We start from the raw sequence: 16,516 nt of genomic DNA on the forward strand, positions 1-16,516 counted from the left end.
CCTGTTCCTGTCGGCCATCGCGCTCGCAGCCGCCGTCATCTTCTGGCTGCGATAGCGAGTCCTGAGCCTAGGGTCGCGGGAAGAAGGCTGCGGATCCTGATCCTGGGCAGCTTTCTTGTTGTTTCGCGGCTGGATCATCTGCTGCTCCGCGCTCGGTACCACTGGTCGACGAAGGCGAGATCGAAAAGTATGATACGGACGAAAGCTGTGTGGCCGAAGCGGGTGCGGTGGACTCCGCCATCTATCAACCCCGCCAAGGCGAGCAACAGAAACGAGGATCGCCGGAACCGCTCCAGGCACGCCGTTGCCAATCGCATCCAGGAGCGACGACCGGATGCCGGTGACGTTTACGCTGCCCCCGAGCACGCCGGAGAGGCTCAGCACGTTGCTGATCCGACAAGACCGCGTTGACCACGGCGCCTCCGCAGGGCCGGATCCTGTCCCGCGATCCAGGCTGAGGCAAAGCAATATGCCGTCGAGAGGTTCATCGCATCACTCGGCCAGCCTGCACTTGTTCGACTTTGGCTTGAAGCTGCCCTCAAAGGCAGGCAGGAAACGGATCTCGGCGGTGGCGGGAACGGACACAGCCACGCGGCAAAATCGACGAGTGCGCTGGCTGAAGTCAGTGGAAATCCTGAGTTGCTTCGGTAGGTTGACACACTTATGGTCACGTTGCCGGCGCGCTGGCGGGGTCGTCACAAATGAACGAGAAGTCGGATTGGCGCCCCCCGCAGGGCCGACATCACTATAAGATTGGCCAGCAAGCCAATTCCCATCAACGTCGGAATTCTGTGACTTGGCGCGCGTGGTCGACCAAGGAACAGGGAGGAACGAATGCACAGATCCATCATCGCTGCGGTCATCGCGGCAACCGGCTTCGCCAATGCGGCCCTGGCCCAGGATGACGCCCTGACTGTCGGGGTGAGCTGGTCCAATTTCCAGGAGGAGCGCTGGAAGACCGACGAGGCGGCGATCCAGGCGGCGCTCGATGCGGCCGGGGCGCAGTACGTGTCCACCGACGCCCAGTCCTCCTCGTCCAAGCAGCTCGCGGACGTGGAATCGCTGATCGCCCAGGGCGTGGACGCCCTCATCATCCTCGCGCAGGACGCGCAGGCGATCGGGCCGGCCGTGCAGGCCGCCGCCGACGCCGGCATCCCGGTGATCGCCTATGACCGCCTCATCGAGGACGCCCGCGCCTTCTACCTGACCTTCGACAACGTCGAGGTCGGCCGGATGCAGGCCCGCGCCATCCTCGAGGCAGCGCCCGAGGGCAACTACGTGATGATCAAGGGCTCGCCCACCGATCCGAACGCGGACTTCCTGCGGGGCGGCCAGCAGGAGATCCTGCAGGAGGCGATCGACTCCGGCGCGATCACCATCGTGGGCGAGGCCTACACCGACGGCTGGCTCCCCGCGAACGCGCAGCGGAACATGGAGCAGATCCTGACCCAGGCTAATAACGAGGTGGACGCCGTCGTCGCCTCGAACGACGGCACGGCCGGCGGCGCCGTGGCGGCGCTGACCGCCCAGGGCCTGGACGGCATCCCGGTCTCCGGCCAGGACGCCGACCACGCCGCCCTGAACCGGATCGCGCTGGGCACGCAGACGGTGTCCGTCTGGAAGGACTCGCGCGAGCTCGGCCGCCGCGCCGGCGAGATCGCGGTCCAGCTGGCCGGCGGCGCCGAGCTGTCGGCCATCGAGGGCGCCGAGGAATGGACCTCGCCCGCCGGGACCACGCTTTCGGCCGAGTTCCTGGAGCCGATCCCGGTCACCCAGGAGAACCTAGGCGTCGTCGTCGACGCGGGCTGGATCACCCAGGAGGCGCTCTGCCAAGGCGTGACCAACGGCCCGGCCCCCTGCAACTGACCCGTGACCGCGGGCGGCGCCCCGGCGCCGTCCGTCCCACGTCGCCGGCGCGGCGCCTCGTCCGCCCGGCCCCTCCTCCCACGATGGAAGCCCTTCCATGACCGACACCTCGACCGAACGGGGCGGCGGCCCGCCATCCTCCCCGACCGCCCCCAGCCGCAGCTTCCTCAGCCAGCTCGAACTGGACCTGCGGCTCCTGGGAATGCTGGGGGCTTTCGTTCTCGTCTGCCTCGTCTTCAATCTGATGACGGGCGGGCAATTCCTGACGCCCCGCAACATCTTCAACCTGAGCATCCAGACGGTCAGCGTCGCGATCATGGCCACGGGCATGGTCTTCATCATCGTCACGCGCCACATCGACCTGGCCGTGGGCGCGCTGCTGGCCACCTGCTCGGCCGTGATGGCCATGATGCAGGTGCGGTGGCTGCCCGAACTCATGGGCTGGGACCTGGGCAACCCCGCGCTGGCCTGGGCGGCCATCGCCGCGGGTCTGGCCGTGGGAACCCTGATCGGCGCCTTCCAGGGCGCGCTCGTGGGCTATCTCGGCATCCCGGCCTTCATCGTGACGCTGGGCGGGCTGCTGGTCTGGCGCAATGTCGGCTGGTACCTGACCTCGGGCCAGACCATCGGGCCGCTCAACCCGACCTTCCAAAGCTTCGGCGGCATCAACGGCACGCTGGGCGAGGGCGCGAGCTGGATCGCCGGGCTGGTGGCGGCCCTGGTCGCCGTCGCGCTCCTGTTCTCGGCGCGCGCGAACAAGGTCCGGCACGAGTTCCCCGTCAAGCCGCTCTGGGCCGAGATCGTCATCGGCGCGATCGTCGCCGCCGCCATCCTGGGCTTCGTGGCCGTCCTGAACGCCTACGAGGTCCCGGCCCGCGTGCTGGAGCGCGAGTTCGCCGCCCGCGGCGAGACCGTCCCGGAAGGCTACACCGCGGCCTATGGCATCCCCTATTCCGTCCTGCTCCTGATCGGCGTCGCGGTGGCGATGACGGTCATCGCGCGGCGCACGCGCTTCGGGCGCTACATCTTCGCGACGGGCGGCAACCCGGACGCGGCGCAGCTGTCGGGCATCAACACCCGCTGGCTGACCGTCAAGGTCTTCGCCCTCATGGGCTTCCTCGTGGGGCTCGCGGGGGTGGTGGCGGCGGCCCGCCTCACCAATCACTCGAACGACATCGGCACCCTGGACGAGTTGCGCGTGATCGCCGCCGCCGTCATCGGCGGCACGGCGCTGTCGGGCGGGATCGGGACCATCTACGGGGCCATCCTGGGCGCGCTCATCATGCAGTCGCTCCAGTCCGGCATGGCCATGGTGGGCGTGGAATCGCCGCTCCAGAACATCGTCGTGGGCAGCGTGCTGGTGCTGGCCGTGCTCATCGACCTCATCTACCGCCGCCGCGTGGGAGGGAAGTGACATGCCGCTGGACCGCACGGGTCAGACCCCCCTTGTCGAGATGCGCGACATCCGCATCGCCTTCGGCGGCGTGCAGGCGGTGGACGGGGTGTCTATCGACCTCTACCCGGGCGAGGTCGTGGGCCTTCTCGGCCACAACGGGGCCGGGAAATCGACCCTGATCAAGATCCTCTCGGGCGCCTACCGGGCCGACTCGGGCGAGATCCGCATCAATGGCCAGAAGATCGACATCCGCAGTCCCGCCGACGCGCGCCGCCACAACATCGAGACGATCTACCAGACGCTCGCGCTCGCGGACAACCTCGACGCCGCCTCGAACCTGTTCCTCGGGCGCGAGATCACGACGGCGCTGGGCCTCGTGGATGACGCGCGGATGGAGGCTGAGACGCGCAAGATCATGGCGCGGCTCAACCCCAACTTCCGCAAGCTCAAGGAGCCCGTGTCGGCGCTCTCGGGCGGGCAGCGGCAGTCGGTGGCCATCGCGCGCGCCGTCTACTTCAACGCGCGCATACTCATCATGGACGAGCCCACGGCGGCGCTCGGCGTCCACGAGACGGCGATGGTGGCCGACCTCATCAAGGAGCTGAAGTCGCAGGGGCTCGGGATCTTCCTCATCAGCCACGACACGCGCGAGATGATGGAGCTTTGCGACCGGGTGTCCGTGATGAAGAACGGCAAACTCGTCGGCACGGAGCGGGTGGAGGACGTGACCGAAGACGACATCCTGTCGATGATCATCCTGGGCAAGAACCCGCGCCGCGAGGCGGCCGCGACCGCCTGAGCCCTCGACGCGGCGGGGCCCTCAGGGCGGTGGGGCCCCGCCCGGCTCCCAGACCCGAGCCGGGCCCTCCGGTCCCACGACATGGAAGCGGCCCGCCTCCAGCCGCTCCCATTCCCCCGGCGTTCCCCCCGGCCAGATCACCCGGACCTCCGCGGCCTCGGCCGGGCCCAGCCCCATGTGCCACCAGCCCAGCGAGCCGCCCGCGTGCCCCCCGCCCACCGTCACCTCGCGCCGGTGGATGCCATTGGGCAGGCGCATCTCGATCCAGGCCCCCACCCCGTCGCGGTTGGCGCCGGGCTGGTCGAGCCGGAGCTGGAGCCATTGGCCCGCGCCCTCCGTCGCGTTGCGCCAGACCTGCGCGTTCTCCCACCGGTTCGTGACCACCAGATCGGGGAGCCCATCGAGGTTCAGGTCGGCCAGCGTCCCTCCGCGCGACACGGCCATGCTCGCGACGCCGGCCTCCTCCCCCGCCTCCCGGAACGTCCCGTCGGCCCGCAGGAGCAGCAGGTTGTTCGGGTCTTGCGCGGCGAAGTCGGGCATCTCGGCCACGTTGCCCTTGGCGATGAACAGATCGGGCCGGCTGTCGTTGTTCACGTCGGCGAACTCGGCGTGCCAGGCGGTGGATGGGCGGACGTCGCCCCCGGTGTAGGGACGCTGGGCGATGGCGCCGCGGGCGAAGGCCACATCGACGAAGGCGGGGCGGGGCGCGCCCCCGTCGGCCGGCACCTCGGCCAGCGTCTGCAGCTTGTTGTCGGCCATGCTGGTCAGGACGTATTCGGGAAAGCCGTCGAGGTTCAGGTCCCGAGAGGCGATCCCCATGCCCCAGATCCGCAGGCGGGCCCAGCCGTCGGCCTCCTCGAACAGCCGGGGCTTGCCGCCCGGCTCCATGCGCCAAAGCTGCTCCTGCCCGCCCTTGTAGTATTCGCGGTCGTTCGACACCCGCAGCGACGGCGTGCCGGATCGGTCCCAGTCGGTGAACATCATCGACAGCGCGCAGAAACTCGGCCGCAGCGGCCAGGGCTCCGCGAAGGCGCGCCCTTGCGGGCGGTAGAGCAGGTTGTCGGTGCAGCTTCCCCAGGGAAAGAACTCCTCCGCCGGGTCGATGTAGGTCCCGACCGCCAGGGTGGGCCAGTCCTGCCCCTCCTCCCAGGTGGCGGCGAAGGCCGAGGCCCAGGCGTCCGGCCCCCGGAACCCCCAGGCATCGGGGGCGGGCGCGAAACGGCAGTCGCCCAGGCCCCGCAGCAGCAGACTCTCCCCCTGCCGCAGGAGCATGAGGTCCAGAGCCCCATCGCCGTCCACGTCCAGCGGGTAAATGCCGGTGACGGCTTCGGCTCCGAGTCCGGGCTCCACCTTCTCGAAGCGCAGCGGCCCTCCCTGCTCCGAAGCGTTGCGCCACAGGGAGGCCGGCGCGGCCCCGCCGGCGAAGGCCAGGTCGGGAAAGCCGTCGCCCGAGCAGTCGAAGGCCGCGACCCCGCCGCCGACCATGTACTCCCAGTCGCCCTCGTAGGCGTTTCGGAGCCCCGACGCGGCCGTCTCCTCGACGAAGCGGGGAACGAGCGGCTCCTCGGCGGCGGCGACGGTGGCCAGGCAGCCCACCACGACCGACCAGCGGCTCATCGCCGGGTTTCCAAGGCCACGGCATGGGCCCCGATGCAGCGGCCCTGCTCCAGCCCTCCCTCGATGGCGGCGCGGAAGTGGATGCCGCCGTAGAGGCGCGAGATCGCGGCCTCCTCGGCGGCGGCCCAGAAGCTCGGGAAGTGCCGGGCCGGCAGGCCGTCCTCCTCGTGGGTCGCGTCGGTGAAGGCGTAGCCCTCGCCGAAGAAGGCGGTCAGCACGGTCGCCGCCGCGCCCGATTGGGTGCTGTGCCCCGACGGATATTCGGGAAAGGGCGGCGTGATGAGCAGCGGCTCGAAGCCGGGGTTGAGATGCGCCCGGATAAAGGTCACCGGGCGGATCAGGTTGTAGCGGTACTTGTCGTGCCAGCAGCCGATGAAGGCATCGGCCATGGCGACGGCCAGCGTCGCCATCACCTCGGCGCGCCGCTCCACATCCGCGTCCTCCCCGTCAAGGACCTGTTGCGCGATGGCGATCCAGTGCCCGGGCGGGGTGGGCGACAGCATCGGGTCGTCGGACCAGAACTGCGCGATGGCGCGCTGCTCGTCGGTTAGGCCGCGAGCGACCTCCAGGACCTCTATCGCCTCGGCCCGGAACGCCGAGGCGGGCTCCTCGCTGTAGGCAGGCGGGGCGGGCACGGGACAGGCGGCGCCGTCGGGCATGGCGAACGGACGGTTCGAGCCCCAGTCCGGCAGCAGGGGAAGCTGCTGCTGGACGATCCGGCTCGTCGGCACCCAGGCCCCGCGCCCCTTGGCCAGCTCGAACTCCAGGGGGAACCCCATGTTCTCGATGGTCTGGCCGCCATCGGCCTCGGCCCAGGACAGGACGTGCCGGGCGACCGCCTCGCCCCAGGCCCGGCTGCGCGCGGCCGTCGCAGGCGGCACGTCCTCCGCCACGCCCTGGCCCAGCCGGTCCGCCATCCGGTCCAGCGCCCGCTGGCCCGTGGGGCCGGTGTTCGCGAACAGCTCCGCCAGCGCCGTGCCGAGCGCGGCCTGAAGCGCGACCCCGTCGTCGTAGTCCAGGCCCGCACCCCGCCCGGGCACGGGCCTGAGACCGTTGAGCTGGCCCGCAAGGCTCCGAAGCTGTCCGGAGCCGCCGGCTGTGGCCTCATGGGCCACGACATAGAGATACGCAAAGGTCCGGCTCGCCACGGGCGGCGAATAGGTCGGCGTATGCCGCGCGAGTTCCAGCGCGAGACGGGTGTTGAGCTGCAGCACCTCTTCGGCCGAGGGGCGCGCCTCGACCGCCTGCAGCGACCCCAGAAACAGCGTGGCTGCCACCATTGCCCTGACGAACACGTCGAACTTGCCCTCCGTCACACTCCGCGATCACGGCCGCATTTCGCGATGTCCACCGTTCGTCCATCCAAAACAGGCGACACGGCCGGGATCGGGGCGCATGATTTATCAAGGCGACGTTAGGCAGACCCCGTGCCGTGCCGCAAGCATCGCCACGAGGTCTGTCGACCGGCTCCCATTGAGCGGCCCGAGTTGCTTGTCAGTGCGAGACGGCTCGTGGCGCCATGGGAACCCGGCCGGCGAAGCGGGTGGGCTGGCGCAGCCGGACGGGCGGAGAGAGTTGGGATGAGCACCCTTGGCACGGGTGGCCTGTATGGCTAAGGGCTCCGTACACCTAGCCAGCCCGGCCGTGACGCTGAGGCTCTTGCCGAAACGATGCGCCTTCAGGCTGGTCCTCCTATTCAACGGACTGACATGACCGGGGACCATCGGTCCTCGTGGCCCTGCGGCCAATCCCATCCGGCATGGCTGGTCACTGCGCCCATCCATGCGGAAAGCCAGTCAACCAGGCCCAGCCTCCGCCACGAGATGGCCGCCTCCGACATCCCTGAGCAGCAGGCGGCGCGGTGGATCGTCGCGGCGGCGCACCGGGCTTGGGACCTCCGAGGCGAGGCGCTCTCGCGAGGGGCGGACGTGGCCCGGGTCAGGGATGGGTACGGCCTCGATCAGCCGGCGGGTGTAGGAATGGTGCGGGTTGCCGAAGACCTGCGCTCGCGTGCCCATCTCCATGATCTGGCCCAGGAACATGACGGCGACGCGGTCGGCGAAGGCGTCCACTACTGCCATGTCATGCGAGATGAACAGGAAGGACACGCCCAACTCGTCTCTCAACTCCTTGAGGAGCTGGAGCACCCGGGCCTGCACCGAGACGTCTAGCGCCGAGACGCTTTCGTCCGCGACGATCAGCTTGGGCCGGAGCACGAGGGCGCGTGCGATGCAGATGCGCTGGCGCTGGCCACCCGAGAACTCGTGCGGGTAGCGGCCGATCTGCGCCCGCGAAAGGCCGACGCGCTCGAAGAGGGCTTCGACGGTGGCGTGGCGCTCCGGGGGCGTCCCGATGCCGTGGATGACCAGCGGCTCGGCCACGAGGTCGCCCACGCGCATCCGGGGGTCGAGCGCAGCGGCTGGATCCTGAAACACGATCTGCGCGTCGCGGCGCACCGCGCGAGTGATGTCGGCTTGGGAATGGAGCTTGCGGCCTGCGATCTCGATCTCGCCCGCGAAGGGAACGAGGCCGGCGATGGTCTTGGCGATGGTGGACTTGCCGCAGCCGGACTCGCCCACCAAAGCGAAGGTCTCGCCTTGGCGAACCTCAAGCGACACGCCCTCGACCGCGTGGACGCGGTGCGTCGCCCGGCCCAAGAGGCCGCGGCCCACGTCAAAGTGCACGGTCAGATCGCGGAGCACGCAGACGGAGGGCCGGGGCGGGGGCGGCTCTTCGGCCGGGCGCTCGCCCATCCGGGGCACGGCAGCGAGAAGCGTCTGGGTATAGGCCTCGCGCGGGGCGTCGAAGATGCGGATGGCGGGCCCCTCCTCGACGACGCGGCCGTCCTTCATGACGATCACGCGGTCGGCCATTTCGGCCACGACACCCATGTCGTGGGTGATGAGGATGATCGCAGTCCCCATTTCGCGCCGCAGGTCACGCAGGAGGTCCAGAACCTCGCGTTGCACCGTGACGTCGAGCGCCGTCGTGGGCTCATCCGCAATGAGCACGTCGGGGCGGAGCGCGATGGCCATGGCGATCATCACGCGCTGGCGCATCCCACCGGACAGCTCGTGGGGAAACTGCCGGAGCCGCCGCTCGGGCTCTGACAACCGCACGGACTTCAGCGCCCCGAGCGCCCGGGCCTGCGCCTCGCGGCGGGTCAAGGGCTCGTGGGCTTGGATCGCCTCGACCAATTGCGCGCCCACGGTCATCACCGGGTTGAGCGAGGTCATCGGCTCTTGAAAGATCATGGCGACGCGGTCGCCGCGAATCGCGCGCATCCGCGCTTCGGGCAGCCGCAGGAGGTCGGTGCCGGCGAGCCGCACCGCCCCGGTCGTGGCCCGCACGTTCGCGGGCAGGAGCCCCATCACGGCGAGCGAGGTGATCGACTTGCCCGACCCGGACTCGCCGGCGATGGCCAGCGTCTCCCCCCGCTTGAGCGCAAATGAGATGTCTTGGACAAGCGGCCGAAGACCCGTCTCGGTCGCGACCGAGACGGTGAGTCCGTCGACCGAGAGAACGGTCTCGGCGGGGGCCGCGTCAGCCCTCACCTTTGGCGCCTCGGCCAACGTCATTCGAAGACAGCCCGAGGGAAGTAGAAACTCACCACCCAGTTCGGCATGTCCACAATCTCGGAAATGCGAAGATCCCCGCAGACCGAGCAGAGCATATAGGCGTCCACCGCCGACAGCCCCCGCGTGGCGCAGAGGTGGTCGATCATGTTCGCCACCGCGTCCCGCGCCCCGGACATGAGGTCCGGGCCAATCCCGGTTGTGACCTCGTAGCCCCTGGCGTCGAGATGGCGCGTCACCGGGCCGTTCGTGGTGAACCTGGGCGTCCTGAGGTTCGCTCCTTTCACGAGGTCGAGCGTCAGGAGCACGTCCATCGGGCTCTCGATCGCGGTGCCGCAGACCTCGCCGTCGCCCTGCGCGGCATGGGTGTCGCCCACCGAGAACAGCGCCCCCGCGACCTCGACCGGGAGATAGAGCGTGGTGCCCACTGCCAGGTCGCGGATGTCGAGATTGCCGCCCACCCGGCGCGGAGGCACCACGGTGTGGTGCCCGGGCTCGGCCAGCGCGTTGCCAATGGTGCCGGTGAAGGGTTTGAGCGGGATACGCGCCTCGCTCCCCCACATGGCCGGCGCCATGGTCTGGGCGTCGTACTTCCAGACGATCAGCGCCGGGTCGGTGAACTGGTCCGCAAGCAGCCCGAAGCCCGGGATGTTCGCCGTCCAGCCCCAGGCGGTTCCTTCGCGCAGCTGGGGCGCAAAGCTTTCCAGCGTCACCTTGATGGCGTCGCCGGGCTCGGCCCCCTCCACATAGATCGGCCCGGAGACCGGGTTGATCTTGCCAAAGTCGAGGTTCACCACGTCCTGCAGGGTGGACGACGGGCCGAGCTGGCCCGCCGAGCTGTCGTGGCAGTGGAACAGGATGGTCGATCCGGGAGCCACCCTCTCGGCCGGGACAAGCGAGTTGTCCCAGCCGAAGTGGCTCTGGCGACCGTGGATCGTGTAGTCGCAGGCCTTGCACATGATCCTTACTCGGTCACGTAGACGTAGTCGTAGTTCACGGGGATCGACACCGGATCGACATAGAGCGCGTCGTCCCCGCCCATGCGAGGCGACCGCATCGTGTAGCGCTCCTCGTGGAAGACGGGCGCCCAAGCGGCGTCCTCCATGACCTTGGTGTAGATCTCGGACCAGAGGGCAAGCCGCTGGTCGGCCATGGCCGGGTCGGACATGGAGTCGGCCTCGGTCGCCTTGGCGTCCAGCTCCTCGTTGCAGTACTTGGACCAGTTCCAGCCACCCTCCACGGCCCCGGCGCAACCGAGGATCGGATAGTAGAAGTTGGCGGGGTCCGGGAAGTCGGCGATCCAAGCCATGCCGCCCGACCAGATCATCGGCGCGGTGCCCGCGCCGCCCGCCTCAATGACGTTCGCCTGCGCGAGCGACTGGATCGAGGCGGTGATGCCCACGGCCGCGAGGTCCTGCTGGATCGCCTGCGCGATGCGCGGGTTCGGGTCGGTGTTCATGACGTAGAGCTCGGTCTCAAAGCCGTCGGCGAAGCCAGCCTGGGCCAGCAGTTCCTTCGCGCCCTCGGGATCGTAGGCGTAACCCTCATGGTTCTCGGCGTAGCCCGGCATCGACGGGGGCAGCGGCTGGTTCGCCGGGACCGCACGGCCGTTGATGATCTGGGTGATCCGATCCTTGTTGATCGCCATGTTGACTGCGCGGCGCACGTCCACGTTGTCGAAGGGCGGCTGGGTCACGTTCATGGTGACGTAGCCGGTGTGGAGCTGGCCACCCTGCACGACCCGCTCGGCCTGGGCCGGATCGGCCATGACCTCCTGGAACTTCGCGGGCGGGATGCCGTCGCCGGGGACGTCCACCTCGCCGTTCTGGAGCCGCAGGAGCGCCACGACGGGCTCCTGCCCGACCTCGAAGGTGATCTGGTCGAGGTAGGGCACGCCCTCGCGCCAGTAGTCGGAGTTCTTCTCGAAGACGAGCCGCTGGCCGAGGGTCCATTCTGCGAGCTTGAAGGACCCGGTGCCGACCGGCTGCCGCCCGAAGTCGTCGCCTGCTGCCTCCACGGCCTCCTGCGGGACGATGGATGCGAAGTTGAGCGCCATGACGTGCAGGAAGGTCGCGTCGGGGCGTGACAGCTTGATCTGCACGGTCTGGGGATCGACGGCGGTCACGCCCGACAGGCTCTCGGCTTCGCCGGCCATCTGGGCATCGAAGCCCTCGATCATGCCGAAGAAACCCGCGCCGGGCGACTGGGTCGCGGGGTCGGTCACGCGGGACAGCGAATAGACCACGTCCTCGGCCGTCATCTCGCGGCCGTTGTGGAACGTCACGCCGGGGCGGAGCTTGAAGGTGTAGGTCAGGCCATCCTCGGAGATCTCGTAGCTCTCCGCGAGGCCCGGGCGCAGGTCGGTGGTTCCGGGGACGTAGTCCATCAGCCCGTCGAACAGCGACTTGATCATGGACCAGTTCTGCCAGTCGTAGCCGATGGCCGGGTCGAGGGTCGCCACGTCGTCCTTGTAGGTGATGACGATCGAACCGCCCTCTTTCGCGTTCGGGTCGGGCGTATAGGTGTCGGTGGCCTGCGCGAAGGCCGGGGCGGCGAGGGCCGCCAGAAGCGCAGAGGAGGCGAGCAGTCTTTTCATTGGTTTTACCCCTGTGGGTCGTTCAGCGAAGTCGGATGCGCGGGTCGATCAGCGGCGTGACGAGATCCGCGAGAAGGTTGCCGAGCACGATGGCGACGGCGGAGACGAGGGTGACCCCCATAATGATGGGGATGTCCACGCGCTGGATGGCCTGCCAGGCGAGCTGGCCGATGCCCGGCCAGCCAAAGACGCTTTCCACCACGACGATGCCGCCCATGAAGATGCCGATGTCGATGCCGATCATGGCGATGATGGGCAGGATCGCGTTGGGGAGCGCATGGCGCAGGATCACGCGGTGGCGAGCCAGACCCTTGGCGCGGGCGGTGCGGATGAAATCCTGCCGCAGCACTTCGACCATGCTCGACCGCATCATGCGCGAGTACCAGCCCGCGCCAAGGATGCCGAGCGTGAGCGCAGGCAGGACGAGGTGCGCCAAGGTTCCGTAGCCGCCGATCGGGAACCAGCGAAGTTGCACGGCGAACACATAAAGCATCAATAGCCCCACCACGAACTGCGGGGCCGAGACACCGATGAAGCTAGCGATCATCAGTCCGTTGTCGGTGGCGGTGCCCCGGCGCAACGCGGCGATGATTCCCATGGTCAGGCCCAGGATCAGCTCGCAGACGATGGCCCCGGCCATGAGGAGCAGCGTCGGCGGCAGGCGGGCCCAGATCAGCTCGGACACGTTGGACCGCTGGAGATAGCTGCGTCCGAGGTCGAGGTGCAGCAGGTTCCAAAGATAGCGCCCGTACTGGACCCAGAACGGCTGGTCGAGCCCGAGCTGCCGCCGGATGCTTTCCACCGTCTCGGTGGTGGCCGAACGCCCGGCGATCTGCCGCACCGGATCAGCAGGCAGGACATATAGCAGGAAGAAGGTGACCAGCGTCACACCGAGAAGGATAAGCACCGATTCCACGAGCCGGCGGGCGAGATAAGCTGCCATCAGCCGCGTCCCCTCTGCGTCGGGTCCAGCACGTCGCGCAAGGCATCCCCCACGAGGTTGAAGGCCAGCGCCATCAGCAGAATCGCCATGCCGGGGAAAAACACGAGCCAGGGCGCCGCCTGGAAATAGGTTTGGTTCTCGAAGATGATGTTGCCCCAGGAGGGCTCGGGCGGCTGCACGCCGATACCGAGGAAGCTGAGCGTCGCCTCTAAAAGTACAGTGGTCGAGATGCCCAGCGTCCCCCAGACAATGATCGTGGGCACGAGATGCGGCAGGATGTGCAGCCACAGGATGCGCCCGTGGCCGGCCCCAATGGCGCGCTCGGCTGCGATGAAGTCGCGCTCGGCGAGCGACGTCGTCTCCGTGTAAAGTACGCGCGCCACTTGCACCCAGTTCACCAGCGCGATCACCAGCGCCACGATCCAGAGCGAGGGTGTGAATATCGCGGCGAGGCAGATGGCCAGCAGCAGTGCCGGAAAGGCCATCATCAGGTCGGTGAAGCGCATGAGGAGGCTTCCGAGCCAGCCGCGGAAGTAGCCGGCCGTGACGCCCACCAGCGTTCCGATCAGCAGCGCCAGCCCGTTCGCCACCACCCCGATCACCAGCGAGGTCCGGGCGCCGTAGAGGATGCGCGTGAGCAGGTCCCGGCCGAGGAGATCGGTGCCCAGGAGGAACGGCCCGCCAGGCGGCATCGGGGCGCCCTCAAGCGTCAGCCCCTCGAAGAGTTGCTCGTCCCGTCCGAAGGGTGCGATCCAAGGAGCAGCAATCGCTGACACGACCGTGACCGAGATGATGGCCAGTCCCAGCAGCGCGAGTGGCCGCCGCGCAAGTCGACCCAGCGCGCTGCGGCGGCGCGGCTCAGGAAGGGCGGCGTCGGACATTGAGCCCCTCCCCTCGGGCCACCACGCGGGCGGCGGCCTCCTCGATGGTGACACGCCAGGACATGGCGAGGCGACGTAGCTCGGCGTAGGCGGCCTCGTCGTCCTGGCCTGCGGACAGGATCGTTACCGCCCGTATCACCGTCTGCCTTTCGGAGAGCCGAGACCGCAGCCCATCGATCTCGGCGGCGAGGGCGCGTCGGGTCTCAAAGCCCGTACGTGCGATCAGCAGCGCGCTGTAGACGCCGCTGTCGCCCACGGGCTTGAGGAGCTGCGCGTCCGCCCCCATGCCCAGCGCCCATTCAACGCGCCCCGGCGCCTCGGAGCCGATGAGCGCAATCATGGGCATGGGGGCCTGCCCAGGTTTCCACGGAAACTGCTCGTCATGACCCATGTCCATGTCAAAAAAAACGAAATCCGCGCCGAGCGCCGAGGCCGGCAGATCGGGCCAGTGCGCCTCGGCTCGAAGGCCGATGGCGGAAAGCTGGCGCACCAGCGCCTGTACCGTCGCGTGCGGGCGGTGCAGGATTGTGGCCTGCGCGCCGCCCAGGTCGGGAACCCGCAGCCGCCTCAAGGCGCCACCACGGCCAGCTGCGGGCGCGGGCGCATGAAACGGTCGCGCCGGGCCAAGTATGGATCGGGTGGAACGGCGTCCCAGCGCTCGCGCACGCGGAACGCCTCGCCCTCGACTTGGGCGATCACGACAGGCAGCGTCGCGTGGTGCGTGGTCGGGTCGATGGCGAGGTCGTCGCCCGGAAGCGACAGGAGCCGGTCCAGCGGTGCCTCGGGATCGCATGCCAGCCGCCTGGCCAAGAACCATACAGCAGCATGGGCGGCGGCCTCGAAGGACGATCCAGGGCCTTCGCCGTCGCGGAAGTAGGGCCCGGCCGAGATCAGGTCTTCCGCCGCCTCGCCCAAGGCGGGCAACTCGCATTCGGTCAGATTGCAGCTCAGGATCGGTACGCGGAGGTTCTCGCGCGCCATGGCGTCAAGAAAGGCGTAGGACGAGGCGCCAATCAAGTTGTTCAGCACGAAGTCCGGTCGGGTCGTCCGGATTTCGGCCACCATGCGGCTCACGTCGGTGTCGCCCATGGCCAAGTAGCGCTCGGCCAGCACATCGCCGTCAGCCTCGCCGATGATGTCGCGCGCGACCCGGTTCATCTCCCAGCCCCAGATGTAGTTGGAGCCTGTCAGGAACCCCCGCCGGCCGAAGCGCGGGAAGGCCCAGCGCAGGAGCGGGACAAGATGCTGGTTCGGGCAGGCATGAGTGTAGACGACCTGGCTTGAGGCCTCGAAGCCTTCGTATGGGCACGGGTACCAGAGGATGCCGCCCATCCGTTCCAAAGTCGGGATAATCTCCTTACGGCTCCAGGAGGTGACGCAGCCCACGACATGCTGCGCGCCGGCGGCCAAGATCTCGGCGCAGAGGGGCGGATAGGCGTCGACCTCTCCGCCCGGATCGCGCTCCACAGGAACCAGCGAAAGGCCGAATGCCGGGTCGGCGTTGACCTCCTCAATGCCGCGGAGCGCCCCCAAGCGGCAAGCCTCGGAAATGAGGCGATAGCTGCCGGAGCGGGAGAACAAGAGGCCGAGTTGAATACGCCGCATCAGAGATCCAAAAAACAAAGCCTTGCAGCGCGCCTTCCCATGCGAGGCGCGCTGCAAGGCTTGAATGCCATTCGGGCAAGGCCCGGTATGTCACCCCATTGACCGGACCGGCTGAGCCAGCGTCAAGACCTGTTTCACCTGCCCGCGCGGAGACCCATCTCTACCGCCCAAATTTTAGCCGGCAGGGTTGCAGAAACGGCGAGGTATCTGGCGCACAACTCGGGCCTAAGAGCATCCCAAAGAACGATCTGATATGGTTGAGGCAGGTGAGGGCGCAGCCGAGGACTGCGAAGGCCTCGTATGTGTCGGCGCGGCGCTCGTAACGGACTGTCAGCCGACGGAAGCGGCCGGGCCGGGCGAAGGGGCGCTCGACGCCCCAGCGGTAAAGCCCGGTCCCTGGCTGGTTTGCACGCCACGTCGTGCGATGCGGGGGCATGATGGAGGGGCGCAGCACTCTGCCCGGCCACGCCGACGATCGCAGGCCTTGTCGGCGTGGGGCTTGCCGGGTTGTAATCTGAATGATCCCGCGAACCGGTGTCGGCTCCCTCTTGGGGACTGGCCCCAACTTCGGCGCCGGAAACCTGCACCCCACCTTAGCGGCGCACCCATCCTATGAGGACCTTGAGGCCTTCCAGCCTATCTTGTGCGCGGAACTCGGCGGTATGCGCCGCTCCCGCCATCAAGACAGCCCTGCCGGCAAGGTGAGGATGGATCGAGTTCCCGGTCGCGCGATTTCTCTAAACGTCTGAACAGGGTCCGTAACGCCCACTCGACCTCACTCTTTGGCAATCCTTACCAACATCCAAAGCCAATTCTCGGATGGGAGCTCAAGACGGCAGCGCACGTTAGCGCGGGCCCGGAATGGTCCAGCCGACCCGTCGTCCACCACGCACGAGGGGAGCCTTCTCGACCACAAGGAGCGAACCGCTAGGGGACTCGTCGCAGGGAAACGGCTGGTCGACCTACGGCACCATGCCGATTCGGTCCACGTGATGGTACATGACCTCCACCGTCATGAAGCCCTCACTGCTCATTGCCGGTCTCCTTTCACCCTGATGATCTGGCTCGGCTTCAACTTACCTGGGCAGGTCACAGTTTCGCCGGAAACGACGTAAATCAACAGCAAGGCAGTAGTCGCGTCCCACAGGGATGGCCTTGCAACGCCTTGCGCCTACGGAAGTAGATCTCCGGGGTGGTGGCGCGCCGGAGTGCAGCGCCCGAATGGCAGACGCTGAGAG

12 protein-coding genes are annotated in these 16,516 nt (G+C 68.2%); 3 read left to right on the forward strand and 9 right to left on the reverse strand.

Going from position 1 to position 16,516, the window contains the following annotated elements; all coding sequences use genetic code 11:
- The first annotated feature begins 834 nt into the window (after positions 1–834).
- The 3 genes from xylF to FHG71_RS18520 all read left to right on the forward strand — a co-directional run bounded on the left by xylF (position 835) and on the right by FHG71_RS18520 (position 4,061).
- Positions 835–1,866, forward strand: a complete 1,032-nt coding sequence (gene xylF / locus FHG71_RS18510) for a D-xylose ABC transporter substrate-binding protein (RefSeq protein ID WP_139083185.1) — start codon at positions 835–837, stop codon at positions 1,864–1,866.
- Positions 1,867–1,963: 97 nt separating this feature from the next.
- Positions 1,964–3,280 (forward strand): sugar ABC transporter permease, encoded by a 1,317-nt coding sequence (locus tag FHG71_RS18515; RefSeq protein ID WP_139083186.1) that lies wholly within the window; start codon positions 1,964–1,966, stop codon positions 3,278–3,280.
- A 1-nt stretch (position 3,281) separates the two neighbouring features.
- A complete protein-coding gene (locus FHG71_RS18520) occupies positions 3,282–4,061 on the forward strand; it encodes an ATP-binding cassette domain-containing protein (protein ID WP_139083187.1) in 780 nt (259 codons plus the stop codon).
- 21 nt (positions 4,062–4,082) lie between these two features.
- On the opposite strand, the gene FHG71_RS18525 is transcribed toward FHG71_RS18520, so the two are convergent.
- The 9 genes from FHG71_RS18525 to FHG71_RS18565 form a co-directional block, all read right to left on the reverse strand.
- On the reverse strand, positions 4,083–5,678 hold the full coding sequence (locus FHG71_RS18525) for a CRTAC1 family protein (RefSeq protein ID WP_139083188.1): 1,596 nt from the start codon (positions 5,676–5,678) through the stop codon (positions 4,083–4,085).
- The gene (locus FHG71_RS18530) at positions 5,675–6,994 is read right to left on the reverse strand and encodes a vanadium-dependent haloperoxidase (RefSeq protein ID WP_218014154.1); all 1,320 of its coding nucleotides are present in this window, start codon (positions 6,992–6,994) and stop codon (positions 5,675–5,677) included. Before FHG71_RS18530 ends, FHG71_RS18525 begins: the two co-directional genes overlap by 4 nt.
- Positions 6,995–7,474: 480 nt before the next feature.
- Positions 7,475–9,256: an ABC transporter ATP-binding protein gene (locus tag FHG71_RS18535; protein ID WP_139083189.1), complete on the reverse strand. Its 1,782-nt coding sequence runs from the start codon at positions 9,254–9,256 to the stop codon at positions 7,475–7,477.
- Entirely contained in the window at positions 9,253–10,212 is a 960-nt protein-coding gene (locus FHG71_RS18540) for an acetamidase/formamidase family protein (RefSeq protein WP_139083190.1), read from the reverse strand. The genes FHG71_RS18535 and FHG71_RS18540 overlap by 4 nt, the downstream gene beginning before the upstream one ends.
- 5 nt (positions 10,213–10,217) lie before the next feature.
- Complete coding sequence (locus tag FHG71_RS18545; RefSeq protein WP_139083191.1) at positions 10,218–11,849, reverse strand: ABC transporter substrate-binding protein; 1,632 nt, start codon at positions 11,847–11,849, stop codon at positions 10,218–10,220.
- A 22-nt stretch (positions 11,850–11,871) separates the two neighbouring features.
- Positions 11,872–12,792 (reverse strand): ABC transporter permease, encoded by a 921-nt coding sequence (locus FHG71_RS18550; protein ID WP_139083192.1) that lies wholly within the window; start codon positions 12,790–12,792, stop codon positions 11,872–11,874.
- A complete protein-coding gene (locus FHG71_RS18555; protein WP_139083193.1) occupies positions 12,792–13,673 on the reverse strand; it encodes an ABC transporter permease in 882 nt (293 codons plus the stop codon). Before FHG71_RS18555 ends, FHG71_RS18550 begins: the two co-directional genes overlap by 1 nt.
- A complete protein-coding gene (locus FHG71_RS18560; protein WP_139083194.1) occupies positions 13,651–14,244 on the reverse strand; it encodes an ANTAR domain-containing response regulator in 594 nt (197 codons plus the stop codon). Before FHG71_RS18560 ends, FHG71_RS18555 begins: the two co-directional genes overlap by 23 nt.
- Positions 14,241–15,278: a transporter substrate-binding protein gene (locus FHG71_RS18565; RefSeq protein WP_246045512.1), complete on the reverse strand. Its 1,038-nt coding sequence runs from the start codon at positions 15,276–15,278 to the stop codon at positions 14,241–14,243. The genes FHG71_RS18560 and FHG71_RS18565 overlap by 4 nt, the downstream gene beginning before the upstream one ends.
- Positions 15,279–16,516: the final 1,238 nt, after the last annotated feature.

Origin of the sequence: Rubellimicrobium roseum, from assembly GCF_006152145.1 — a bacterium.
Lineage (GTDB): Bacteria > Pseudomonadota > Alphaproteobacteria > Rhodobacterales > Rhodobacteraceae > Rubellimicrobium > Rubellimicrobium roseum.

Bases quoted from the DNA above. Each gene is read 5' to 3' on its own strand.
- FHG71_RS18535 (WP_139083189.1), bottom strand. From the start codon at position 9,256: ATGACGTTGGCCGAGGCGCCAAAGGTGAGGGCTGACGCGGCCCCCGCC.
- FHG71_RS18515 (WP_139083186.1), top strand. From the start codon at position 1,964: ATGACCGACACCTCGACCGAACGGGGCGGCGGCCCGCCATCCTCCCCG.
- FHG71_RS18550 (WP_139083192.1), bottom strand. From the start codon at position 12,792: ATGGCAGCTTATCTCGCCCGCCGGCTCGTGGAATCGGTGCTTATCCTT.
- FHG71_RS18565 (WP_246045512.1), bottom strand. From the start codon at position 15,278: ATGCGGCGTATTCAACTCGGCCTCTTGTTCTCCCGCTCCGGCAGCTAT.
- FHG71_RS18555 (WP_139083193.1), bottom strand. From the start codon at position 13,673: ATGTCCGACGCCGCCCTTCCTGAGCCGCGCCGCCGCAGCGCGCTGGGT.
- FHG71_RS18525 (WP_139083188.1), bottom strand. From the start codon at position 5,678: ATGAGCCGCTGGTCGGTCGTGGTGGGCTGCCTGGCCACCGTCGCCGCC.
- FHG71_RS18545 (WP_139083191.1), bottom strand. From the start codon at position 11,849: ATGAAAAGACTGCTCGCCTCCTCTGCGCTTCTGGCGGCCCTCGCCGCC.
- xylF (WP_139083185.1), top strand. From the start codon at position 835: ATGCACAGATCCATCATCGCTGCGGTCATCGCGGCAACCGGCTTCGCC.
- FHG71_RS18520 (WP_139083187.1), top strand. From the start codon at position 3,282: ATGCCGCTGGACCGCACGGGTCAGACCCCCCTTGTCGAGATGCGCGAC.
- FHG71_RS18540 (WP_139083190.1), bottom strand. From the start codon at position 10,212: ATGTGCAAGGCCTGCGACTACACGATCCACGGTCGCCAGAGCCACTTC.